The sequence below is a fragment of the Brevundimonas diminuta genome (assembly GCF_050310045.1).
GTDB classification, from domain to species: domain Bacteria; phylum Pseudomonadota; class Alphaproteobacteria; order Caulobacterales; family Caulobacteraceae; genus Brevundimonas; species Brevundimonas diminuta_F.
In genome coordinates this window covers 1,928,997-1,953,047 of sequence record NZ_CP190005.1, presented here as the reverse complement: position 1 = coordinate 1,953,047, position 24,051 = coordinate 1,928,997, and the positions used below count along the sequence as shown (strand labels likewise).

Annotated in this window: 17 protein-coding genes; 11 read left to right on the top strand and 6 right to left on the bottom strand. The window is 65.3% G+C overall.

Annotated elements, in window-relative coordinates; genetic code table 11:
• Positions 1 to 89 precede the first annotated feature (89 nt).
• Together ACORJG_RS09490 and ACORJG_RS09485 are read left to right on the top strand one after the other, a co-directional pair.
• Positions 90 to 974, top strand: a complete 885-nt coding sequence (locus ACORJG_RS09490; RefSeq protein WP_427788797.1) for an SDR family NAD(P)-dependent oxidoreductase — start codon at positions 90 to 92, stop codon at positions 972 to 974.
• Positions 971 to 2,146: an acetyl-CoA C-acyltransferase gene (locus ACORJG_RS09485; protein ID WP_427788796.1), complete on the top strand. Its 1,176-nt coding sequence runs from the start codon at positions 971 to 973 to the stop codon at positions 2,144 to 2,146. The genes ACORJG_RS09490 and ACORJG_RS09485 overlap by 4 nt, the downstream gene beginning before the upstream one ends.
• A gap of 42 nt (positions 2,147 to 2,188) precedes the next feature.
• Here the strand turns inward: ACORJG_RS09485 and ACORJG_RS09480 are convergent, their stop codons facing one another.
• The gene (locus tag ACORJG_RS09480) at positions 2,189 to 3,376 is read right to left on the bottom strand and encodes an MFS transporter (RefSeq protein WP_427788795.1); all 1,188 of its coding nucleotides are present in this window, start codon (positions 3,374 to 3,376) and stop codon (positions 2,189 to 2,191) included.
• A 263-nt stretch (positions 3,377 to 3,639) separates the two neighbouring features.
• The gene (locus ACORJG_RS09475; RefSeq protein ID WP_427788794.1) at positions 3,640 to 4,299 is read right to left on the bottom strand and encodes a TetR family transcriptional regulator; all 660 of its coding nucleotides are present in this window, start codon (positions 4,297 to 4,299) and stop codon (positions 3,640 to 3,642) included.
• A 296-nt stretch (positions 4,300 to 4,595) separates the two neighbouring features.
• Between ACORJG_RS09475 and ACORJG_RS09470 the strand changes: the two genes are divergently transcribed.
• From ACORJG_RS09470 to ACORJG_RS09430, 9 genes are all read left to right on the top strand, one after another.
• On the top strand, positions 4,596 to 5,201 hold the full coding sequence (locus ACORJG_RS09470) for an RNA polymerase sigma factor (protein ID WP_427788793.1): 606 nt from the start codon (positions 4,596 to 4,598) through the stop codon (positions 5,199 to 5,201).
• A complete protein-coding gene (locus ACORJG_RS09465; protein WP_427788792.1) occupies positions 5,168 to 6,169 on the top strand; it encodes a FecR family protein in 1,002 nt (333 codons plus the stop codon). The genes ACORJG_RS09470 and ACORJG_RS09465 overlap by 34 nt, the downstream gene beginning before the upstream one ends.
• A 152-nt stretch (positions 6,170 to 6,321) precedes the next feature.
• Positions 6,322 to 9,657, top strand: coding sequence for a TonB-dependent receptor domain-containing protein (locus tag ACORJG_RS09460; protein ID WP_427788791.1), 3,336 nt, complete (start codon positions 6,322 to 6,324; stop codon positions 9,655 to 9,657).
• Between the two features lie 56 nt (positions 9,658 to 9,713).
• On the top strand, positions 9,714 to 11,456 hold the full coding sequence (locus tag ACORJG_RS09455) for an amidase (protein ID WP_427788790.1): 1,743 nt from the start codon (positions 9,714 to 9,716) through the stop codon (positions 11,454 to 11,456).
• Positions 11,457 to 11,567: 111 nt separating this feature from the next.
• Positions 11,568 to 11,963, top strand: coding sequence for a hypothetical protein (locus tag ACORJG_RS09450; protein WP_427788789.1), 396 nt, complete (start codon positions 11,568 to 11,570; stop codon positions 11,961 to 11,963).
• Positions 11,964 to 12,280: 317 nt separating this feature from the next.
• A complete protein-coding gene (locus tag ACORJG_RS09445) occupies positions 12,281 to 13,945 on the top strand; it encodes an FMN-binding glutamate synthase family protein (protein WP_427788788.1) in 1,665 nt (554 codons plus the stop codon).
• 260 nt (positions 13,946 to 14,205) lie between these two features.
• On the top strand, positions 14,206 to 15,447 hold the full coding sequence (locus ACORJG_RS09440) for a putative DNA modification/repair radical SAM protein (protein ID WP_427788787.1): 1,242 nt from the start codon (positions 14,206 to 14,208) through the stop codon (positions 15,445 to 15,447).
• Positions 15,447 to 16,874, top strand: a complete 1,428-nt coding sequence (locus tag ACORJG_RS09435; protein WP_427788786.1) for a UdgX family uracil-DNA binding protein — start codon at positions 15,447 to 15,449, stop codon at positions 16,872 to 16,874. The genes ACORJG_RS09440 and ACORJG_RS09435 overlap by 1 nt, the downstream gene beginning before the upstream one ends.
• Before the next feature lie 96 nt (positions 16,875 to 16,970).
• Positions 16,971 to 18,185, top strand: coding sequence for an NAD(P)/FAD-dependent oxidoreductase (locus ACORJG_RS09430; RefSeq protein ID WP_427788785.1), 1,215 nt, complete (start codon positions 16,971 to 16,973; stop codon positions 18,183 to 18,185).
• A 9-nt stretch (positions 18,186 to 18,194) separates the two neighbouring features.
• Here the strand turns inward: ACORJG_RS09430 and pdeM are convergent, their stop codons facing one another.
• From pdeM to ACORJG_RS09410, 4 genes are all read right to left on the bottom strand, one after another.
• Positions 18,195 to 18,917 carry a ligase-associated DNA damage response endonuclease PdeM gene (gene pdeM, locus ACORJG_RS09425; RefSeq protein WP_427788784.1) on the bottom strand — a complete coding sequence of 241 codons (723 nt, stop codon included), beginning with the start codon at positions 18,915 to 18,917 and terminating at the stop codon, positions 18,195 to 18,197.
• Positions 18,914 to 21,328, bottom strand: coding sequence for a ligase-associated DNA damage response DEXH box helicase (locus ACORJG_RS09420; RefSeq protein ID WP_427793007.1), 2,415 nt, complete (start codon positions 21,326 to 21,328; stop codon positions 18,914 to 18,916). Before ACORJG_RS09420 ends, pdeM begins: the two co-directional genes overlap by 4 nt.
• 80 nt (positions 21,329 to 21,408) lie before the next feature.
• Positions 21,409 to 23,025, bottom strand: a complete 1,617-nt coding sequence (locus tag ACORJG_RS09415) for a cisplatin damage response ATP-dependent DNA ligase (RefSeq protein WP_427788783.1) — start codon at positions 23,023 to 23,025, stop codon at positions 21,409 to 21,411.
• Complete coding sequence (locus ACORJG_RS09410; protein ID WP_427788782.1) at positions 23,025 to 24,044, bottom strand: ligase-associated DNA damage response exonuclease; 1,020 nt, start codon at positions 24,042 to 24,044, stop codon at positions 23,025 to 23,027. Before ACORJG_RS09410 ends, ACORJG_RS09415 begins: the two co-directional genes overlap by 1 nt.
• Positions 24,045 to 24,051: the final 7 nt, after the last annotated feature.

The following is a 24,051-nucleotide window of genomic DNA, read 5'->3' as shown; positions in this document are numbered from 1 at the left end:
CGAGCTCGTTCTGACGAATGATGCTGGCGGCGGCGTGCAGGATGGATAAGCTGAAGCCAACGTTTGTTATGACATCATCGGAGGAACGCATGTTGCTGAAGGATCGGGTTGCGATCGTGACGGGGGCGGGCGGAGGCCTTGGCCGCTGTCACGCGCTGTATCTGGCCTCAAAGGGCGCGAAGGTCGTGGTCAACGACCTGACTGAAGCGGCGGCTCAGGGCGTGGTGGACGAGATCGCCGCGGCGGGCGGTCAGGCGATGGCGGCGGCAGGCTCCGTCACCGACGTCGACGCTGTGCAGGCCATGGTGGATGCGGCGATGAAGGCCTGGGGCCGCATCGACATCCTGATCAACAACGCGGGCATCCTGCGCGACAAGAGCTTCTCGAAGATGACGCTCGATGACTTCCGCCTCGTCGTGGACGTGCATCTGATGGGCGCTGCGATCTGCTCCAAGGCCGTGTGGGAGATCATGCGCGAGCAGAACCATGGCCGCATCGTCATGACCACTTCGTCTTCGGGTCTGTATGGTAACTTTGGTCAGGCCAACTATGGCGCGGCCAAGCTGGCGCAGGTCGGTTTGATGCAGACGCTGGCCATCGAAGGCGCAAAATACAACATCAAGGTCAACGCCCTGGCGCCGACCGCCGCCACCCAGATGACGGCGGGCATTTTGTCGGACGAGGTGCTGAAGGCGCTGGACCCGGCGTTGGTCAGCCCCGGCCTGCTGGCGCTGGTCAGCGATGATGCGCCGACGCGGGCCATTCTGTGCGCGGGCGGCGGCCACTTCGCCATGGCCAACATCACCCTGACGCCGGGCGTGCGCATCGGCGGCGGCGAGGATGCGGGCGAGCAGCTGATCGCCCGCTGGGCCGAGGCGTCAAGCCGCGAGGGCGAGATCGTGCCGGACTACGGCTTCCAGCAGGGCGCACAGGAAATGGCTTCGGCGGGCGTAAAGGGCCCGATGTCGGCATGAGGCGCGACGCTGTCATCGTTTCGACCGCCCGCACGCCGATCGGTCGGGCCTATCGCGGCGCCTTCAACGCCACGCCGTCGCCGACGCTGGCGGCCCACGTCCTGAGCCATGCGGTGCAGCGCGCGGGCGTCGATCCGGCCGAGGTCGAGGACTGCCTGCTGGGCTGCTCCCTGCCGCAGGGCGTGCAGCAGTCGGTTGGCCGCACGGCGGCGCTGGCAGCCGGCTTCCCCGTCTCGGTGGCGGGGATGACGATGGACCGCCAGTGCTCGTCGGGCCTGATGACCATCGCCACGGCGGCCAAGCAGATCATCGTCGACCAGATGCAGATCGCCGTCGCGGGCGGGGTGGAGTCCATCTCCATGGTCCAGACCGAACAGTTGCGCGTCGAGCCGGACCCTCTGGTCCTGCAGCATCAACCGGACGCCTATATGTCCATGCTGGACACGGCCGAGACGGTGGCGCGTCGCTATGGCGTGGGGCGCGAAGCGTGCGACGCCTATGCCCTGCAGTCGCAGCAGCGCACGGCGGCGGCGCAGGCGGCGGGCCGTTTCGACGATGAGATCGTGCCCCTGGCCTCGCGCATGAAGGTCGTCGACAAACAGACCGGCGAGATCACTTGGCGCGACGTCACCCTGCAACAGGATGAGGGCGCGCGCGCCGACACCACGCTGGAGGGCCTGAGCAGTCTGCGAACCGTCTTCCCCGACGGCACGGTGACGGCGGGCAACGCCAGCCAGCTGTCGGACGGCGCCTCGGCCTGCGTGCTGATGGAGGCGGGCGAGGCAGAACGCCGGGGCCTACAGCCGCTGGGCCGCTATGTCGGCACAGCTGTCGCGGGGGTGCGCCCTGATGAAATGGGCATCGGCCCCGTCGTGGCCGTGCCGCGCCTGCTGGAGCGGTTCAACCTCAAGGTCGAGGACATCGGCCTGTGGGAGCTGAACGAGGCCTTTGCGGTTCAGGTCCTCTATTGCCGCGACCAGTTGGGCATCCCGGACGAGCGTCTGAACGTCAACGGCGGCGCCATCTCCATCGGCCACCCCTACGGTATGAGCGGCGCCCGCATGGTCGGCCACGCCCTGATCGAGGCGCGCCGTCGCGGCGAACGCTATGTCGTCATCACCATGTGCGTGGGCGGCGGCATGGGCGCCGCGGGGCTGTTCGAGGTGCTGTGAGCAAAACGCCCCTGTTCAGGCGACTGAACAGGGGCGTTTGTTTCAGGAAGCGGGCGCAGGCGACGCCCTACGCAGTGAAAAAGTCAACACCAACCCGATTCCGGCGGCGACCGCGCCGACCAGGAAGATGACGCCGAAGCCGCTGCGGTCCGCCAGCATTCCGGCAAGCGGACCGGTCAGGCCGTAGGACAGATCCTGAAAGGCGCTGAACCCGCCCAGAGCCGTGCCGCGCAGGTGCGGCTGGACCCGCTGGACGACTTCGCGTCCCATGGCCGGGAAGATCAGCGAACATCCTACGCCGGTCAGGAAGGCGCCCGCCAGCGCGACCATGCCGTTGGGCGCGGCCCAGATCATGGCCTGACCTACTACCTCGATGCCGAGCGAACCCAGTGCGACCGGAATGCCGCCGATCCGGTCGGTCAGCCCGCCGAACAGCACCCGCATCAGCACAAAACCGGCGCCGAACAGCGTGAAGCCCAGACCGGCTCCGCCCCAGCCGTTGGCCATGAAATACAGGATGAAAAATGAGGTGATGGCCGCAAAGCCGATACCCTGCAGACAGACCACGGCCCCGTGGCGACAGATGTCGCCCAGCACGCTGATCAGGCCGGGACGTTCGGCGTGCGGCATAGGGGGCGGCCCCGCCATCCTGTTGACAGCGATCAAACCCAGACAGGGCAACAGGCCTGCTAGGACCATGGCGCCGACGAAGCCGAAATGCGCGGCGACGTCCGCGCCGATGGGGCCGCCGACAGCGAAGGCGCCATAGATGGCCGCCCCGATCAGGGACAGCACCCGGCCTGAGCGCGCCGGGCCCATCAGGCCGATGCCCCAGCCGACCACACCGACAGTGACAAGGCTTTCGCCCACGCCGATGACGAGACGTCCCGCGATCAGCACGGCCAGCGCGGCGACGGGCGCGGCGATGAACCCCGCCGCCATGCAGACGACAGCACCCACGACATAGAAGATCAGGCCCCGCATGACAGCGGGCTTGCCGCCCTCGCGGTCGGTGATGCGGCCTGCGTAACCCCGGCTCAGGATGGTGGACAGGAAGGCGACGCCCACCACCAGACCGGCCCAGGCATTGGACAGGCCCATGGTCTGCGTCACATGAACGGGCAGTACGGCCAGAGGAACCGCCACGCACAGATAGGCCAGAAACAGAAGGGCGGTGAGAATATAGAGACTGGCGTCCGGACTGCGGGACGCGACGGTCGGCGGCGTCATGGGGGGGCTCGCTTTAACATCATGAACAGGAGGGAAGACGCGGGCGGCGTCTTCGTCATCCTGAAAATACGACGAAACATTCGCGTTTATTATTCGCATCGCCCGTCGCGGGTAGGGCGAGTATCAATGTGCCGATTTATAAAGATAAAAATGGCTCTGTGGTCGACCGTGCAGATAGGCTCGCATGGTCGGCTTCAGGTTTTCAGCAGACCCCGAAAAGGGGCTGTATCGGGGCGCCGGCGGTTGTTCTCAGGCTGCGGTGCTCAATCCGCAGCCCGTGACTGGGCCAGCCGCAGATAGGCGATGAACATATCGGCCATGGCGTCGGCCTGAACCTGAATGTCATCATCCTCGCGCGGCGTTTCAGAGAACCGTTTGGCCACGCTGGTCAGGGTCGACATGATCAGATCGCCGACCCGCCTGCGCTCATCCTCGGGCGTGTCGGGCAAAGCTTCGCGCATGAAGGCCCGCAGCATGGGATTGGTCTTGCCCCGCACCTCTATGGCCTCGGGCGCGTCGCGATACAGGGGGGCGGCGTCGGACAGGGCGTTGCGCACCGCAGCTTCGTCGCACTCTGACTTCACGAAGGCCCGGACAAGCTCGCGCAGGCGATTCTCGGGCGGCGTATCCTGATCCTCCAGTATGGCGCTGAGCAGTTCGTGATTCCGGCGCCATTCATCGCTCTGCAGGCGGAACAGGATGGAGGCCTTGTTCGGAAAATACTGATACAGCGACCCGACGCTGACCCCGGCCCTTTCCGCGACCCGCGCCGTGGTGAAGCGCGCGGCGCCGTCTTCGGACAGGACGCGCACCGCGGCTTCCAGAATGGTCGCCACCAGATCCGCCGAACGCGACTGCTTCGGCTCTTTTCGCGTCGCAATGCGGGGAGGCGAAGAAGCGGCCACGGCGCGTCCGATCATCATGAGAAGGAATGCGAAGGATTATTCATATCGCCGAAGTCAGGCAAGTGATGTCGTGCCACCTCCACTAAGGTTGAAAAATCAATGCCAAACGAAAAAAGCAGACCCGATTTCATTCACCTCAGATAAAATCATCCATTCATGAAACTGAAAGGCGCCGCGAATGCACGTCGCGATCCACTCGAACCTTCAGGCGAATGTTCAGAAATGTATATTTGTCTAATCAAAACAGCGCTTTCATCTGCTTGACTGCTCGCTTCTCTCCCATGCCAAATAGAAACGGGGAGGATGGGCGTGAAATGCATGATCAGGCGGCCGAGGATGACCAGAGACGAGCCTGGTTCCGGCGCGAAATTCTACCGCTTGAACCCATGCTGCGACGCCACGCGCTTCGCTTCTGTCATGGAGAAATCGCGGAAGCAGAAGACCTCGTGCATGAAGCCTTCGCCCGGCTGATCGTCTGTCGCGGATGGCGTGATGTCGACAGCCCCGCAGCCTTCGCCGCCAGAACGCTGCGCAATCTGGCGCTCAACAGCCTGCGCCGTCGCAAGGTGGTCAACATCGACAGCATCGCCGATGCGGAAAGACTGGTCCTGGTCGATGAAGCGCCAGGCCCCGAAGAATACTTGATCGGTCGCGAAGACATCCGTTTACTGGTGATGGCTATTTCGAGTTTGCCGCCCCAGTGCCGCAGGGTCTTCACCCTGCGGAAGGTTTATGGCCTGCCGCCGAATGAAATAGCGGTTCGCCTGAACCTGAGTGTCTCTACAGTTGAGAAACATATCACCAAGGGCCTTAGGGCCTGTTCGGAACAGCTTGGCCGCGCTGAGGCGCGATCGTCAGGAAATCCGGTCGCGAACCCAGGAGCATCATGGCGCAGCGCGCTCCATCGCAAAGGGAAGTAGTCAGCGAGGAAGCTGCGCGCTGGGTCACGATTCTGTCGGGGCCCGACTGCACGCCCGCCGATCACGCCGCCTTCGAAGCTTGGCGCGCCGACAGCCCTGCGCATGAAGCCGCCTATGAGCGCGAAGCCGCCGCATGGGATGCGCTGGACAGTCTGCGCACCCTGCGTCCCGCCGGATGCGCGCCGGACGCTGACCTTCTGGCCCCGCCCCCCGAACATCCGCCGCGCAAAGCAGTAAGATGTTTGGCCAGACGCCCCCGCATGACTGCGGCCATGGTCGCCGCCATCATCGCAACAGCCATCGCGACCCCCGTTGCACTGAGCGTCACGGCTTCACCGGCCTATGCGACAGCGCTGGGTGAGCGCCGCATCATCATGCTGAAGGACGGATCACGCATCGAACTGAACACCAGTTCCAAGGTCGTGGTGCGCTACAGCCGCGGCGCACGCCATGTCTGGCTGGTCGAGGGCGAGGCGCTGTTCCAGATCGCGCATGACGCCCGCCCCTTCGTCGTCAGCGTGGACGACGCGCGCCTTCAGGCCCAGGATGGCGAGGTCTCGATCCGACGAAAAGGTGACAGCGCCCAGGTGCTGGTGGTGTCCGGCGCCGTGACGGCGGAGACAGCAAAGGCGCCGCCATCCGCCCTGGTTTCTGGCGCCGAGGCGACGGTGCGGGCCGAAGGCGCCGAAACTCGTCCGGCCTCAGAGCTTCGCATCCGTCAGGCCCTGGCGTGGCGACAGGGCGCCGTGGCTCTGAACGGCGAGACGCTTGCCCAGGCCGCCGCAGAATTCAACCGGTATAACCGTAGCCGTATCGTGGTGACCGATCCTTCCATCGCCGACCTGCGGTTGGCTGGATATTTTGAAGCCGATGACCCCGAGGGCTTCGCCGAGGCCATGACCCGCACCTTTCCGGTGACCAGTCGCCGTAGTGCAGACGGCGCGATCATCCTGTCCCGGCTGGGGTAATCTCGGCCTTCGGGCAGGGCCAGGCCGCCCCCTTCGCCACAAACCGAACAAAAAAACGCCTCTATATGGCGGAGCCGCCTCTCTCGCGGGTCAGAAGATATGTGACGGCGTTTGCAAAGACCGTCAGTCAACAACTCCGAGGGGGAGCACAGATGACCTACCGGACCGGTGCGCGCGGGCGGCCGTTGCGTTACGCCTTTCTGACGACAGTCGCATCACTCGCCTTGGCGACCGCCGCCATCGCCCAAGCCCGACATGACTTCGACATTCCAGCACAGGACGCGGCGTCTGGCCTGCAGACGTTCGCCCGTCAGTCCGGCCGACAGATCCTGTTTCCCTTTGACGCCGTCGCTGACAAGCGAACGCCTGCCGTCCAGGGCAATCTTGACGAGCGGGCCGTGCTGGACCGATTGGCCGCCGCAGCCGGGCTGATGGTGACCTCTGACGACGGGCGAACCATCACCCTGCAGACACGACGGACAACGCCTGAAGCGACTCGCGCGCAGAGCGTCAGCGACCCTGTGACCGAGGTCGATGAAATCGTCGTGGTCGGCTCGCAGATCAGAGGCTCTTCTGTTACAGCCGCGCTGCCTGTCACGCTGGTCGGTGAGGCTGAGATCGCCAACACGGCCGCCGTTTCCGGCGACGAACTGTTCCGCACCATCCCCCAGATGGGCGATGTGACCTTCAACGCCAGCTATCTGCCGGCCCTGTCGAATTCGGCGCGCGGCGACACGGGGTCAGTCAACCTGCGCAACCTGGGGGTCGGCAACACCCTGGTGCTGCTGAACGGCCGCCGCGTCGTGGGCCACCCGACCAGCCAGGCCAATGAGCATCTGGTGCCGGTGCTGACCTATAACACCAACGCCATTCCGGTATCCGGCCTGCGCCGCCTGGAAGTGCTGCGCGACGGCGCCGCCGCCATCTATGGCGCAGACGCCGTGGCGGGCGTGGTCAATACGGTCCTGCGCGACGACCTGAACGACTGGACGGTCTCGACCCAGTATGGCGGCGCCGAAGGCACCAAGCTTCGTGAGTTCAATTTCAACGTCGCCGGGGGCCGCGACATCGCCGACGGTCGTGGCAACGTCTCCCTCTTCGTCAGCTATGACAAGCGCGACGGGCAACTGACGACCGAGCGGGACTATACCGCGTCCAATGATCGACGTGCGCTGTTCGCGGACACGCGCTTCGCCAACAAGGCCGATCTGGATGGCCGCAGCATACTGACGCCGTGGGGCCTGTTCCGCACGGTTCCGGGCGGCGTGGTGTCTCGCAACGGCGTCCCCGTCACCAGCGCGGCGGGCGATTTCCATATCCAGCCCGATGCCTTCAGCACCTGCAAGAGCAACATCGGCTCAGGGCTCTGTCTGGACAGCGGCGCTATCGCCACCAGCGGCGTCGAGCGTGATCTCCGCTACGATTCAGCAGCGGAGGGGACCAGCGTCATTCCCGATCTGGAGCGGGTCAACGTCTTCCTGACCGGCCGCTATGATCTGTCCGAAGACATCACGGCCTTTGGCGAATTCGGCGTCTACCATGCTGAAACCAACGCCATTCAGGCGCCGATCACGACCCAGGCGCCGATCGTTCTGACCATTCCGGCGCACAGCTATTACAATCCCTTCGGCCCGATCACCTTTGCGGATGGGTCGCTGAACCCCAACCGGCTGTCGGGCCTGTCCGGGGTTCCGGCCGAAGGGCTGGACATCATGTTGCGCGACTACACCTTCGCCGATGTCGGACGAACCAATGTGAAGGTCACCAATGACCAGTACCGCGTTCTGGGGGGCTTCCGGGGCGAGGTCGGCGGCTGGAACTGGGAGACCGCCATGGTCTTCTCGGGCGCCAAGGCCGAGGACGTCAGCGACAATATTTCGACCACGGCCCTGCACAAGCAGTTATCGCTGTCGACGCCGGACGCCTATAATCCGTTCAACGGGGGCAATCTGTCGAACTACAGCGTCGGCGATTCCACGCCCAGCAGCCCGGCCGCCATCGAGGCGATCCGTCAGAAGCTGACGCGGAAGACTGAATCCACTCTGGTGATGTGGGACCTGAAATTCTCGCGCCCCGACGTCTTCCGCCTGCCTGGCGGCGATGTCGGTCTGGCGGCCGGGGTCGAGTACCGTTACGAAACCCAGCGCGATGATCGTGACAGCCGCATGGATGGAACGATCACCTTCACCGACGCCAGCGGCGAGGTTTACAGCGACCTCATCAACTCGGCGCTCAACCCGGACATCTATGGCAATCGTGAAGTGAGCTCGGCCTATGCCGAACTGGCGATTCCCATCATTTCGCCGGAACAATCCATTCCGTTCGTTCACCGACTGGAAGCACAGCTGGCCGGTCGATACGAAAATTACAGCGACTTCGGCGATGTGGCCAAACCGAAGATCGCCCTGGCCTGGGATCTGGTCGACGGCTTCCGACTGCGCGGGTCATGGGCGCAGGGTTTCCGCGCGCCGAACCTTGAGCAGATCAACACCACCGTCATCACGCGCGAAAACAACAGCACCGACTGGATTCACTGTCAGGTCTGGCAGAACACCACCCCCGGCGTGAACGACTTCAGCAACTGCACGACCACCGTCTATCAGGTCGCAGAGCGCCGTACGGGCAACCGCCACCTGAAACCCGAAGAGTCCGAAACCTTCGCCCTGGGCGCCGTCATCCAGCCGCGCTTTCTGCCGGAGCAACTGGGCGATTTCACCTTCACCATCGACTACTGGAAGATCGAACAGGAGGGTCTGGTCGGCGTCTTCCGGGGACAGAATGCGCTGGTGCTCGACTATTATCTGCGCAAGCAGGGCCGTTCCAATCCGAACGTGATCCGCGACACCCCGACCCCGGACGAGGTCGCCCTGTTCACGGCGGCGGGTCTGGATCCGGCCGGGCGCGTCCTCTACGTGAACGATCGCTATGACAATATGCTGCCGCAGGAGATCCAGGGCGTCGATCTGGGCGTCTTCTGGAAGCTGAACGGAACCCGTTTCGGCGACTTCAATGTGAACCTGAACGTCGCCCACCTGCTGAAATACTATCTCAGCCCCTCGCCCGCGATGCAGGAACTGATCGACGCCCAGGCCGCCGGCGACATCGATCAACGCATCACCTTCGGCGGTCAGACCGGCGATCTGATCCGTCAGGGCGCCAAGCCGGAATGGAAATGGTCCGCCTCCGCCACCTGGCATTATGAGAACTTCACGCTCGGCGCCTTCACCTCCTATACCGGCAGTGTCGAAAGCACGGGCTCGACGCTGCGCGATGCTGACGGCCCCTGGATCGTGGATGCGCAGCTGACCGGCAATCTGTATGGCGAATATGAGTTCAGCGAAGCAGGCCCTCTATCAAAGACGCGGGTTCGCCTGGGGGTCCGCAACATAACCAACGAAGACCCGCCGCTGGCCGGCGGCGGTTATCTGGGAACGCTCTATTCACCCTACTCCCGTTACTGGTACGCCAGCCTCCGGAAAGTATTCTGATTAAAACGCCCTCCTCCGCCCACGCGGAGGAGGGCTTTGTAGATGATCGAAGAGATATGATGCGTACGCTTGTCCTGTCCGCCGCCGCCCTGGCGCTAACGGCCTGCGGCCCGACCCTGGCGGGTCAGGGGGCGGGCCCTCAGAGTCTGCCCGTGCTACAGGCGCAGCGAGCGCCGATGGTGGTGACGGATCTGTCGATAGACGCCTTCCATCAGGCCATGTCGCGCGGCGAGGTTTCATGCCGCGATATCGTCCAGACCTATCTGAACCGGATCGCAGCCTACGACCGTCAGGGACCGTCGCTGAACAGCCTGATCACGGTTAATCCAGCGGCGCTGGAACGGGCCGATGAACTGGACCGGCTGTATTTCTCGACCGGGCGGATGCAGGGGCCGCTGCATTGTGTCCCGGTAGCGGTGAAGGACAATATCGATACGGTTGATATGCCGACCACGGCCGGTTCGATCGTGCTGAAGGACAGCCGGCCCATCGCCGACGCCTTCATCGTCGCCCGTATCCGTGAGGCGGGGGGCGTGATCCTGGCCAAGGCCAACCTGGACGAGTTCGCCTTCGGCTATAGCGGGGCCTCGGCCATCGGCGGTCAGGCCCGCAACGCCTATATTCTGAGCAACAGCCCGGGCGGATCATCGTCCGGCACCGGCGCCGCCATTGCCGGGAGCCTGGCCATGGTCGGACTGGGCACCGACACAGGCGGATCGGTGCGCGTACCCGCCGCCGTGCAGGGCCTGTATGGACTGCGTCCGACGTTGCGGCTGCTCAGCCAGAACGGCATCGTGCCGTTGGCCCACAGCCAGGACACGGCCGGGCCGATGTGCCGCCAGGTCCAGGACTGCGCCATCCTGATGGACGCCATGATCGGACATGATGACAGCGCCGACAGCGGCCAGCGTGCGGCCAAGGCGTTCGATGCTCCGCTGGTCGCCAGCTCAGAGGACTATCTGGACATGACGGGCGGTCGCGAGTCTCTTGCGCTGAACCTCGACGCCGCCGCCTTGCGCGGGGCGCGCATCGGGGTGGTGCGCGAACTGTTCCCCGCGGCCGATGAGAGCAGCCAGACCTTTCTGGACGCTCTCGAACAGGCCATAGGCCGCATGGCGCAGGGGGGCGCCGTGATCGAGGATGTCTCTATCGACGATCTGGAGGGCGTTATCGGCCAGAAGGAGGTCGACATCCCCGGCAATCCGGGTCGTTTCGCCAGTCTGTCCGCCTATGAGTTCGTGCCCGACCTCACCCGGTACCTGAACCGCTGGAGTTCAGACGCCGATGGCCATCCGCGTTCGGCGCAGGCGGTCGCCGAGGCCATGGAACAGTATCCTCAGGAGGCGCAGGCCCTGCGCGCTTTCAAGATGTATCTGGCCAATGACGTCCAGGTCCGGGACGCCGGAACCGACGGATACAGGAACTATCACCGCAACCACGTGTCACGCGACGGCTACGTCATTCCTCGGGTCTCCGCGGCGCTGGACAATATTGATTTCACCACGGGTTCTTCGCGCGGGGAGAAATACGATGTGCTGATTTACCCCGTTCTGCAGGGTCTCAACGGCCCGGCCGTGAAGGCCGGGGGCAGCAACCGCATCAGCGCTTTCACCGGCTTCCCCGCCCTGGCTTTCCCCGTGGGGTTCGTCCGGGATCCCGCAGACTCCAGCCTCGATCAGCCGGTCGCACTGGAGATGCTGGGGCGCCCGTTTTCGGAGGGCCGCCTGCTGTCCCTGGCGTATGGCTGGCAGCAGGTTCTGGGGCCGACCGCCCCTCCGGAGGCGACTCCCGGATTGTGAGGGGGGCTGCGCATGCCGTGAGTATGCGCAGATTTCGCCGTTGTGTGGGGCGTCGCGTCTGTTTACCGCCGTGGGAATGCAACGCGGAAAGGGCGCGGGGTGAGAGCCGGATTGATCGCCATCGTCGTCCTGGGCTTGCTGTCGGCAGGCCTCGGCGTCGCGTCAGCACAGGATATTGATACGCGCACAGGGCCGCCCAATGGCGGCGTCGCCTTCTATGCGCTCAAGACGACAAGCGGCGTGGTCATCGCCGCTCCGGCGTCGTCGGATCAGCTGCGCTCGTTCAGCATTGCGATCGAGAACGCGACAGGGCCCGTGTCCACTCAGGGGCTGGTGATGGGATGGTCCCGGGACGGTTGGCGCGCCGTTGGTCCGGTCCTCTATCTGAGCGCGCCGACCGTGGTCGCCGACGCTGGACGTATTGACGTCGCCTTTACGCCCCCGACCCCGATTCCGGTGACGCCCGGCCGCCAATATGTGATCGCTGTGAAGGGGGCGTCTCCATAAAGCGCCAGCACGGCCCGTACGTAGGCGGCCCTGGCGAGCGGGAAGTCGGGATGAGCGCGTATGGATGCGGCGCTGTGCCAGAAGACGTCAGGGACGGGATCCTGGATCTGTCTACCCGGCGCCTTCGGCATTGCGCAGTCTTCGCTGGACATCCGGCCGTCCTGTTTGCTGGAACCTTGTTATGAAGGAGCGTCGCGCGGATGTGGAGAGACGATGCGCCGTCTGCATCAAGGCCACACCAGGGCGACGCCGACGCGTCGGTTGAAACAGGCGCTGGCCCGGGCGCAATCCAGTCGCCATAGTTTCGGGAACTCACGATGCAGCGGGACATTCGTGACGTTCGCGAAAAGGGCTTTGGAAACGTGCGGCTAAATCAATATTCGGCTTTCGCCCTCTGCATTCTCGTTTTCATCATCGGCGTCGGACTGGCCCTGCATTATCCGTGGTTGTGGTTCGTGCCGACGATTGCAGGGGCTCTGGTCTTGCTGGGCGTGGTAGACCTGATCCAGCCGTATCACTCCATCCGCCGCAACTATCCGGTGCTGGGCCACGTCCGCTGGCTGGCCGAGATGATCCGTCCCGAGATCCGGCAATATCTGATTGAGTCCGATCAGGAGGCCGCGCCCTTTTCCCGCAACCAGCGCTCGCTGGTCTACGCCCGCGCCAAGAAAGAGGGTTCTGAGCGCTCTTTTGGCACCCAGGTGGACGTCTACAGCGTCGGCTATGACTTCATGGGCCATTCGATTCGGCCCGCGCCGGCGGCGGACCCCACGACCTTCCGCGTCCTGATCGGCGGGGATCAGTGCGCCCGACCTTATTCGTGCTCGGTGTTCAATATCTCGGCTATGAGCTTCGGCTCGCTCAGCGCCAACGCCATCCGCGCGCTGAACAAGGGCGCAGCCATGGGCGGTTTTGCGCATGACACCGGCGAGGGCGGCTACAGCCCCTATCACCGTGAATACGGCGGCGACATCATCTGGGAACTCGGCAGCGGCTATTTCGGCTGTCGCACTGAAACGGGCGCCTTCGATCCTGATCGATTCGCCGACCAGGCGGCCAACCCCCAGATCAAGATGATCGAAATCAAGCTGAGTCAGGGCGCCAAGCCGGGGCACGGCGGCATCCTGCCCGGCGAAAAGGTCAGCGCCGAGATCGCAGCTACGCGCGGCGTGCCGATGGGGCAGGACTGTATCTCCCCCGCCAGCCACAGCGCCTTTTCGACCCCATTGCAGATGATGGAGTTCATCGCCCGCCTGCGTGAACTGTCGGGCGGAAAGCCGGTCGGCTTCAAGCTGTGCATCGGTCAGCCCTGGGAGTTCATGGGCATCGTCAAGGCCATGCTGGAGACCGGCATCCGCCCCGACTTCATCGTCGTCGACGGGGGCGAGGGCGGCACCGGCGCCGCGCCGGTCGAGTTCACCGACCATCTGGGCGCGCCGATGCGCGAGGGGCTTCTGTTCGTTCACAACACGCTGGTCGGCGCCGGTCTGCGCGACCAGATTCGCATCGGCGCGGCGGGCAAGATCACCAGCGCCTTCGATATCGCCAGCGTCCTGGCCATCGGCGCCGACTGGGCCAATGCGGCGCGCGGCTTCATGTTCGCGCTCGGCTGCGTTCAGTCGCTGAGTTGCGGGACCAACCGCTGCCCCACCGGCGTCGCCACGCAGGATCCGCTGCGCCAGCGCGCCCTTGTCGTGCCGGACAAGGCCGAGCGGGTGCATCAATTCCACCGCTCCACCCTGAAGGGGCTGTCCGAAATGCTGGCGGCAGCGGGCATCCGCCACCCCAGTGACCTGGGTCCGCATCATCTGGCCCGTCGCATCAGTCAGACCGAGATCAAGCTGTTCTCGCAGTTGCACGTCTTCCTGCGGCCCGGCGAACTCCTGACCGGCGAAGAAGGACGTAGCTTTTATTCCGAAAGCTGGCGCATGGCCCGCGCCGACCGCTTCGACCTCGAAGAGCCGGTTGCAGCGCGGGTCTAGGTACAAGAAGGCCCGCTCGGAGACGCCGCTTCAGGCGGCGGCCGTTGTTGATCGCGGCGTCGTCCGATATGGAAACCTTCCCCGCCGGGCGGTTCATGCAGGGACTGGGCAACTTCGTCATCGCGGACCTGTTCAGCGATATCAGCGGCGCTGCCGTTGTGTTCACGGACTATTTCGCGCTGAGCCCCGGCGACCTACAGCTATATGTTCATCGGCAAAAGGGGCTTCCCGCCGGAGAGATAAGAACATATCATGAACAAATGGCGCGCATTGATCTTCGACGAAAGCTGGCGGTGTTGGCGGATGCGGCCAAATATGATGCGTCATGCGCTTCATCCGGAACGACGAAGCGAGATTCGATGGGGGGTCGGGGGATGGGCTCGACCGAGGGGATGGGCATCTGTCACGCCTATACGCCCGATGGGCGGTGCGTCAGTCTGCTGAAGATATTGCTGACCAACTTCTGCATCTATGACTGCGTTTATTGCATCAACCGGGCGTCTTCCAACGTCGAGCGGGCGCGTTTTACGGTGCAGGAGGTTGTTGATCTGACGCTGGCCTTCTACCGGCGCAACTATATCGAGGGCCTGTTCCTGTCGTCGGGCGTGATCCGCAACGGGGACTACACAATGGAGCAGTTGGTCGAGGTGGCGCGGCGCCTGCGGGAGGATCACGACTTTCGCGGCTACATCCACCTGAAACTGATCCCGGAGGCGGATGCTCGACTGGTGGAACTGGCGGGGCTGTATGCCGATCGTCTGTCTGCCAATATTGAACTGCCGCGCGATGAAGCCCTGGGTCGTTTGGCGCCTGAGAAGGATGCGCGCACCATCCGCAAGGCCATGGGTCAGGTGCGGCTGAAGATGGAGGCGGCGCAGCCGGACAAACGGGATCGAAATCGTCCGCCCCGCTTCGCCCCGGCCGGGCAGTCGACTCAGTTGATTGTCGGCGCGGACGATGCGCCCGACACCGAAATCATGGCCCGCAGCGCCGCCCTGTATGGCGGCTATGGCCTGCGCCGGGTCTATTATTCAGCCTTCAGCCCTATTCCTGACGGTTCGAGCCTGTTGCCGCCGACGCGGCCGCCCCTGATGCGCGAGCACCGCCTCTATCAGGCTGACTGGCTGATGCGTTTCTACGGCTTTACCGCGCCGGAGATCGGAGAAGGGGCCGAAGGCGGCATGCTGGATCTGGCCGTCGATCCCAAGCTGGCGTGGGCGCTGCGACGGCGTGAGATCTTTCCGGTCGACGTCAATACGGCGCAACGTGAGCAGTTGCTGCGGGTGCCGGGACTGGGCGTGAAGGCGGTGGACCGCATCCTGTCCGTGCGGCGGCATCGCACCTTGCGGCTGGAAGATGTGGGTCGGCTGACGCGATCGATCGATGCGGTCCGTCCGTGGATCACGGCGCTGGGCTGGACGCCGGGCGGGTTGACGGATGCGGTCGATCTGCGCGCGCGTCTGACGCCGGTCCGCAAGCCTGAACAGTTGAGCCTGTTCTGATGCGCGATGTAGTTCTGAACGATCCGCTTGATTTCGAGGGCTGGCGGGATGCGGCGCGCCGTCTGCGACTGGCGGGCGTGGAGCCGGCCCACGTGCGTTTCCGTGCGGGCGACGGGCAGGGCGGTCTTTTCGACAGGGGAGACGTCCTGCCTGATGTCGAGGGCGGCTTCACGGCGCCGCAAGGCTTCATGGCGTGTGCGGCGCAGTTGATCCAGCACCGGTCTGAGGATCGTTTCGACCTGATGTATCGCCTGTTGTGGCGCCTGAGGGATCAGCCGGATCTCATGGCGGTTCTCTCGGATGCCGACGTCTCCGAGGCGGCGGGCCGGGTGAAGAGCGTGCGCCGGGCCGCGCACAAGATGAAGGCCTTTGTCCGCTTTCGGCAGGCCGAGGATGCGATGGGTGAGCACTGGGTCGCCTGGTTTGAACCGCCGCATCGGGTGTTGCGGGCGACAGCGCCTTTTTTCGTCCGGCGGTTCAGCGCCATGCGGTGGTCTATCCTGACGCCGGACGGATTCGCCCGATGGGACGGTGAGTCATTGACCCATGGCCCGCCCGCAGAAAAGGCTCAGGCCCCCGACGAGGACGAGATGGAGGACTTCTGGCGAACCTATTATGCCTCGACCTTCAATCCGGCGCGCCTTCGACCCAGGGCGATGCGCTCGGAAATGCCTGTGCAGTACTGGAAGAACCTGCCGGAGGCCGAGCTGATCCCGGAACTGATGGCGGCCGCAGCGGTACGCACCGAGGCTATGGTGAATCGAACCGCCAAAGAACCGAACAACAGATTTAAGCGCGCCCGCGCGCCTGCGGTTGATCGGACGCCCACCGATGAAATGGCCCCCGACACTTTGGAGGAGTTGGGGCGCGGCGTCCAGGGCTGTCGCCGCTGTCCGCTGTGGCGGGATGCGACGCAGGGCGTCTGCGGTGAAGGCTCCCGCAACGCCGCACTGATGATCGTCGGCGAGCAGCCGGGCGATCAGGAGGATCTGTCAGGGCGTCCCTTCGTTGGTCCGGCGGGTCGCCTGCTGGACAAGGCCTTGGGCGAAACCGGACTGGACCGCAGCGCCCTTTACCTGACCAATGCGGTCAAGCACTTCAAGCATGAGCCGCGCGGCAAGCGTCGCCTGCACCGGACGCCGGATGCCGGCGAGGTCCAGGCCTGTCGCTGGTGGCTGGATCACGAGCGGCGACTGGTGCGGCCGCGCCTGATCCTGGCGTTGGGGGCGACCGCCGGATTGGCCGTGCTGGGCCGCAAACCTGCAGTTCAGACTGAGCGGGGGCGTATCATGACGACGCCTGACGGCGCGCGCATCCTGCTGACGGTTCACCCGGCCTATCTTCTTCGCCTGCCCGACGCCGAAACGCGTGCGCGGGAACAGGTCCGTTTCCGCGAGGATTTGAAGGCCGCCGCTGACGCCCTGTGAAAGAATGAGGACCAAAGGGCGGGAACGGCCCTGCCGGCATGGCTTTCATGATCTGATGGCCGCCGCCTTGGCGTCCTCTGACGCCGGAGACAGACCATGCGCCTGACAGAGCCGACGGACCTCAGAAGCGGACAGCCGTGCTGGCCCCAGCCGGGGGTGATCGGGGCCGACCCTTTGCCGGATCGCTGCGAGATCGTCGTCGTCGGGGCGGGGATCATGGGGAGCATGCTGGCGGATCGGCTCAGCCGCGAGGGTCATCATGTCGTGGTGCTGGACCGTCGTTTCCCGGCGTATGGCAGCACGGCGGCGTCGACCGCCCTGGTGCAATGGGCGGCGGACACGCCGCTTCTGCATCTGTCGCAGCGCTGGGGCGCGGAACGTGCGGCGGCCATCTGGAAGCGGCTGCACCGCACGGTGAATAATCTGGCGGCAGAGATTGGGCGCAGTGGAATCGACTGCGGCTGGCAGGCGCGGTCGGAACTCTATCTGGCGGGAAACCTGCTGGATGAAGACGCCCTGAGGGCTGAAGCGAAATGTCGAGTTGCGGCGGGTCTGCCTTCGGAGTTCTTGCAGGCGGGTGAAGTGAAGGCGCGCTTCAGCCTGCCGGCCCGCGCGGCTCTGCTGTCTCAGGACGCTTTTGGGGTTGATCCGGTGGCCCTCACGCACGGCCTTCTGGAAAGGGCCCGGGCGGCGGGCGCCGCCATCGTCCACCCGATCGAGGTGCTGGGGCTGGATCAGGCCAACGACGGCGTCGGCCTGATCCTTGACGGCGACGCGCGGTTGGAGGCGTCACAGGTCGTGCTGGCCACCGGTTATGAGGCATCACGCTGGTTTCTGCCTGAGGCGTTCACCCTGGGCTCCAGCTTCGCCATCGCCACGGCGCCCGGCACGCCGCCGGTCTGGGAGGAGGGGGTCATGCTGTGGGAGGCGTCGGACCCCTATCTTTACGCACGGCGCACGGATGACGGTCGCATCCTGGTCGGCGGCGGCGATATCGACAGCGCGGACCCTGACAGGCGCGACGCGCAACTGGCGCAGAAACAGGCCCGACTGAAGGTGGACGGGGCGCGCCTGCTGGACGTCGATGAGCTTCAGGTCGATTGCGCATGGGCGGCGACGTTCGGCAGTTCGCCCGACGGCCTGCCTGCGCTGGGCAGGGCCGCCCATACGCAGCGGGTCTGGCTGGCTCATGGTTTCGGCGGAAACGGCGTCACCTTCGCTCGACTGGGCGCCGAATTGGTTTCCTCGGCGCTGGCGGGTCAGGTGGACGAGGATTTGATGCTGTTTGATCCCTATCGTTTCGAGGCGTGAAGCGCCGCATCAGGCGCGGTCAGGCCTCAGCCTTTCCGGGTTTATAGCCGTGACGCGGCGGCCCAGCGCATATCCGGTGGGGGGCGTTGCGAACAGGGGCTTGAAGGCGTTGTCGAGCAGGTTGAGTCCCCCGGCATAGGCGCCGAAGGCCGGAAGGATCAGGCGTTGTCCGTCGGAGGCGAAGCAGCGGCGTCGCAGGCTGCCTGCCGCCCCGTGAAGACGCAGACATGGATGCAGGTGTCCGGCGACTTCTCCAGGAACGGGCATCGGAGAGGGATCATGGCGCAGGACAAGGCCCGCCGCTTCCATGAAACCCATCGTTTCTCCGCCCAGCGTTCCGGCGCCATCAGGGTCGTGGTTGCCGCGAATCCAGATCAGTCTCACCCGTTCCGACAGGGCGTGAAGGCGTGCTTTTTCGGATACGGCGAGACGAGCCTGCGCCTCGACGTCATGCAGGGTGTCGCCCAGAAAAACGACGGATTTCGGGCTCAGGACGCCGACCTCGCGCTCCAGCCGGTCGAGGGTTTCGGGCGTATCATAGGGAGGCAGCAACTGACCCCTGGCGGCGTAGGATGATCCCTTCTCCAGATGCAGGTCCGCCACGACCATCATCTGCGCCTGCGCCAGCCACAGCGCGCCGGACGGCCGCAAGGTCGCCTCTACGCCCGCGACGCGGATCGTCAGGGCGATGTCGACGGTTGGGGCGGTCACGGCGGCATCGGCCAGCCTCATGACATGGCCTCTTCGATCAGGGCGGCGTCTTCCAGCATCATTTCGGCGGCGGATGTTCCGGGCGCGCGCTCTTTGCCGATCTCCATCAACAGGGGGGCGGCGAAGGGGGACAGATGGGGCAGGCGCTGCACCCGAATCCGCCCGACGATGCGCGCCAGCAAGTCGCCCAGACGGGCGACGTCAAGCAGCCCGCGCGCGGCGTCTTCGCGCGCACAACTCAGCAGCAGGTGGTCGGGGTCATGTCGGCGCAGGGTGTCGTAGATCAGGTCCGCGGAGAAGGTCACCTGACGACCGTTCTTTTCATGGCCGGGCATCCGACGTTCGATCAGGCCGGAGATCAGGGCGCATTCCCTGAAGGCGCGTTTCATCATGAAGCTTTCATCCAGCCACGCTTCCAGATCGTCTCCCAGCATATCCTGTTGAAACAGGGCGTCGAAATCCAGATCATCCATCGGACGCATGGCCCAGACGCATAGGGCATAGTCATTGGCCAGATAGCCGATCGGGCCGACCCCGGCCCGGTCCAGACGCCGCGTCACCAGCATGGCGAGGGTGGCGTGCGCCAGCCGTCCCTCGAAGGCGTAGCAGATCATGAAATGCCGTTTGCCTCGGCTGAAGGTCTCGACCAGCAGATCGTCTTCGCCGGGCAGGCTGGAGTGATCCTTCTGGGCGTGAAGCCATTCGCGGACATCGGGGGGCAGGTCGGGCCAGGCGGTTTCATCGCTCATCATCCGGCGGACGCGCCGGGCCAGGGAGGTGGAGAGCGGAAACTTGGCCCCGCCCCAGCTGGGAACCTTGGGCTCGGTCGAGGTGGAGCGGGTGACGATGGCGTCGGTCCCGCGCACCCCTTCAAAACGCCAGACCTCGCCGGCGAACAGGAAGCTGTCGCCGGGGGTGAGCTGCTCGAAATACCATTCTTCGGCCTGTCCGATCTTGCGGCCCGAGCCATGGCGGCCGGGCAGGCGTATGTTGAGCGTTTGGGCTGTCACGATAGAGCCGACGTTCATGCGGTGACGTCGCGCCGTCTCTTCGTTGCGGGCGCGCCACAGGCCGTCGGCGCCCCGGATCAGGCGGCGGAAACGATCATAGGTCTTCAGGGCGTAACCGCCGGTGGAGACGAAATCGACGACCTGCTCATAGGCCTCCCAGCCTAGATCCGCATAGGGCGCGGCCCGGCGCACTTCCTCATACAGCGCCGTCAGGTCGAACGGTTCGGCGCACCCGCAGCCCATGATATGCTGGGCCAGAATGTCGCGCGCGCCTGTTCGCGGCGGAACAGCATCCAGCGCGTTCTGGACCACGGCGTCGGCGGCGGCCTGACATTCCAGCATCTCGAAACGGCTGGCGGGCACCAGGACGGCGCGGGACGGCTCATCCAGCCGGTGATTGGCGCGGCCGATCCTTTGCACCAGTCGCGAGGCGCCCTTGGGCGCGGCCAGTTGGATGACCAGATCGACCGCCCCCCAGTCTATGCCCAGATCCAGCGTGGAGGTGCAGACCACGGCGCGCAGGTCCTGGCGCGCCATCGAGGCCTCGACCCGGCGTCGCTGCTCGGCGGACAGGCTGCCGTGATGCAGGCCGATGGGCAGGTTGTCGTCGTTCAGCCGCCACAGCTCCTGAAAGGCGAACTCCGCCTGCCAGCGGGTGTTGACGAAGATCAGCGTCGTGCGTGCGGTCTTGATGGTCTCATAGACCTCGGCCATGGCGTGCCGGGCGGTATGTCCGGCCCAGGGGACGCGGTTTTCCGACAGCAGCACATTGATGCGGGGCGGCGCGCCCGGCTGGCCGAAGATGATGTCGTCGCCCCGGTCGGACAGCCAGCGGCGCATTCGGGCGGGGTCGTCCACGGTGGCCGACAGGCCGACCATGCGGACGTGCGGCGCGAACTGCCTCAGGCGCGCCAGTCCCAGGGCCAGAAGGTCGCCGCGCTTGGAGTCGGAGATGGCGTGGACTTCATCGATGACGATACAGCGCAGGTCTTCAAAGTAACCGCGTGCGCCGGGCCACGCGCAGAACAGGGCCAGTTGCTCCGGCGTGGTCAGCAGGATGTCGGGCGGAGCCTGGCGCTGGCGCTCCCGGCGCGCCTGACCGGTGTCGCCGGTGCGGGACTCGACCACGATGGGCAGTTCCATCTCGCGCACAGGCGTCAGCAGGTTACGCTCGACATCCACGGCCAGCGCTTTGAGCGGCGAGATGTAGAGGGTGTGCAACGCTTTGGGCGCATTGCGTGGCCCGCGTTCCGCCAGATCGATCAGACTGGGCAGGAAGCCAGCCAGCGTCTTGCCGCCCCCCGTCGGCGCGATCAGCAGCACATCGGCCTGCGCCCTGGCCTTTTCGATCATGGCCAGCTGATGCGCGCGCGCCGCCCAGCCGCGTCCGGCGAACCAGTCGCTGAACCGGGGCGGCAACATATCAGGGGCGGCGGGCGTCTTATCCAAGGCGAATGATCCGGGCGGTGAAGGAATGGATATAAGGTCGTTCCCCTTCTGTTTCACCTGTCATCCTGTTCCAGCATCCGCTCCAGCGTCGCCAGTTCGTCAGCCTCGCCTGCGGGCTTGTCCCAGCGGATGCGGCTGATGCGCGGAAAACGCATGGCGACGCCGGACTTGTGGCGCCGTGAGCGCTGCAGGCCTTCGAAGGCGATCTCCAGAACGAGTCCGAACTGGCGGTCGGCCTTGACGGAGCGGACCGGGCCGAACCGCTCCACCGTGTGGTCGCGCACGAATTTGTCGAGCCGCTTCAGCTCTTCATCGGTGAAGCCGAAATAGGCCTTGCCCACCGGGGTCAGGACAGGGACGCCTTCGGCGTCAGCGGTCCAGACGCCGAAGGTGTAGTCGGAATAGTAGCTGGATCGTTTGCCGTGACCGCGCTGGGCGTACATCAGCACGGCGTCGATGAGGTGAGGATCGCGCTTCCATTTGAACCAGGGTCCCTTGGGGCGACCGGCTTCATACAGGCTGTCCAATCGCTTCAGCATCAGGCCTTCGGCGGCTTGCGGGTCGCCTGGCGGCGGCGTGGCGCGCAGGTCGGCAAGATCGCTCCAACTGTTGAACGCGACCAGAGGGGACAGGTCGATGCGGTTGGATGCGCTGGCGGCGACGAAGGCCGCCAGGCGTTGACGCCGCCGTGCGAAGGGCAGGGCGCGCAGATCTTCTCCGTCAGCGGCCAGCAGGTCATAGGCGCGTATCCCTGCAGGGTGGCTGAGCATCAGTTTTGCGTCCGCTGTCTTGCGGTTCAGCCTCTGCTGCAGATCGCCGAAGGGAGCCACGCGCCCGTCGCGCAGGACCAGGAGTTCGCCGTCGATCACCCCTTCATAGATCATGGTGGCGATCACGTCGGGAAAGGCGTCCGAAACATCTTCGCCCGTCCGGCTGTAAAGGCGTTTGACTCCGCCTTCGCTGACAGCCTGAACCCGGATGCCGTCCCACTTCCATTCGGCCGCATAGGCGGCGGGGTCCAGACCGGGCAGGTCGGCCGCCTTATCGACGGGCTGGGCCAGCATGACGGGACGAAAGCGGCCCGGCGCCGTGGCCGGGGGGCGCTCGGTCCTGCCGTCCAGCCAGGCGAGCAGGTCTGCATAGGGCGGCGTCTGGGCGTGCCAGACCTCCTGAATATCCGCGACCTCGACCCCGCCGTAGTCGGCCGCCGCCTGCCATGCGATCCGCGCGGAAACGCCGACGCGCAAACCGCCAGTGACCAGCTTCAGCAGGGCCCAGCGTCCGTCGGCGTCCAGCGCGTCCAGCCAGCCTTCCAGCAGGGGCTGGACCTCGCTGCGACGGGCGGCGTTCAGGGCGTCGATGACCTCGGACAGTTCCGGTTCGCGGTTGGCCCCGGGGCGCGCGGGCCAGATCAGGGCGGCGGTCTCAGCCAGATCGCCGACATAGTCGTAGGACAGGCGGAACAGTACGGGATCGACACGCGCCTCGACGGCCTGGCGGATCATGGCGGGCTTGGCGGCGGTAAAGGACAGGGCGCCGGTAAGGGCGGCCAGCGCCCAGCCCCGGTCCGGGTCAGGCGTCTGCGCCAGATGGTCCCGGATCAGCCGCAGCTTGGCGTTGCGAGAGGCTGTGAACGACAGGCGGTCCAGCAGGACGGCGAAGGCGCGCATCAGTCGTCGTCCTCGTCTTCGTAGCCGATCAGATGAAGGGCGCGCGCCGTCATGCCCTGCAGGTCGGCCCAGCGGCGCAGCGCGTCGTCCCGGCCGTGGGTGATCCATATCTCCTGCGGCGACAATTCGCTCAGGGTCGCGGTCAGTTCGTCCCAGTCAGCGTGGTCGGACAGGATCAGCGGCAACTCGACCCCGCGCTGACGCACCCGCGCCCTGACCCTCATCCAGCCAGAGGCGAAGGCGGTGACCGGATCGGGAAAGCGACGGCTCCAGCGATCGGCGATGGCTGAGGGCGGGGCGATGATGATCCGTCCGGCAAAATCCGCCTTCGACCCGGCGGCGGGCGCCAGCGGACCGAGATCGACGCCGAAATGCTCATATAGCCGGTTCAGGCGTTCCAGCGCGCCATGGACATAGATGGTCTCGTCATATCCGGCCTCGCGCAGCAGGCGGATGACACGCTGCGCCTTGCCCAGCGCATAGGCGCCGACCAGATGGGCGCGCTCGGGAAACTGCCGGACCGAATGCAGCAGGCGTCTGATTTCGTGCGTGTCCGGCGGATGGCGAAATACAGGCAGGCCGAAGGTCGCCTCGGTGATAAAGACATCGCTGGGGACCGGCTCAAATGCGCCGCAGGTCGGGTCGCGCCTGCGCTTGTAATCGCCCGACGCCGTGACGGTGCGGCCTCTATGCCGAACGACGGCCTGCGCCGAACCCAGTACATGCCCCGCCGGCGCCAGCGTCAGGCTGACGCCCCCCACGGTCAGCGGTTCGCCATAGGGCAGGGCCTGTGCGCTGCCCGCAAAATCTTCGCCGTAACGTTCTTTCATGATGGCCAGCGTCTCGACGGTCGCCAGGACGGCGCCGTGGCCTGCGCGCGCGTGATCGGCATGGCCGTGCGTGATGACCGCGCGATCGACCGGGCGCGGCGGATCAATATGGAAATCGCCGTGGGGGCACCACAACCCGGCGGGCGTCGGTCGCAGAACGGAAGCGAAGTCCTGATCTTGCCGGGGCATGTGTATA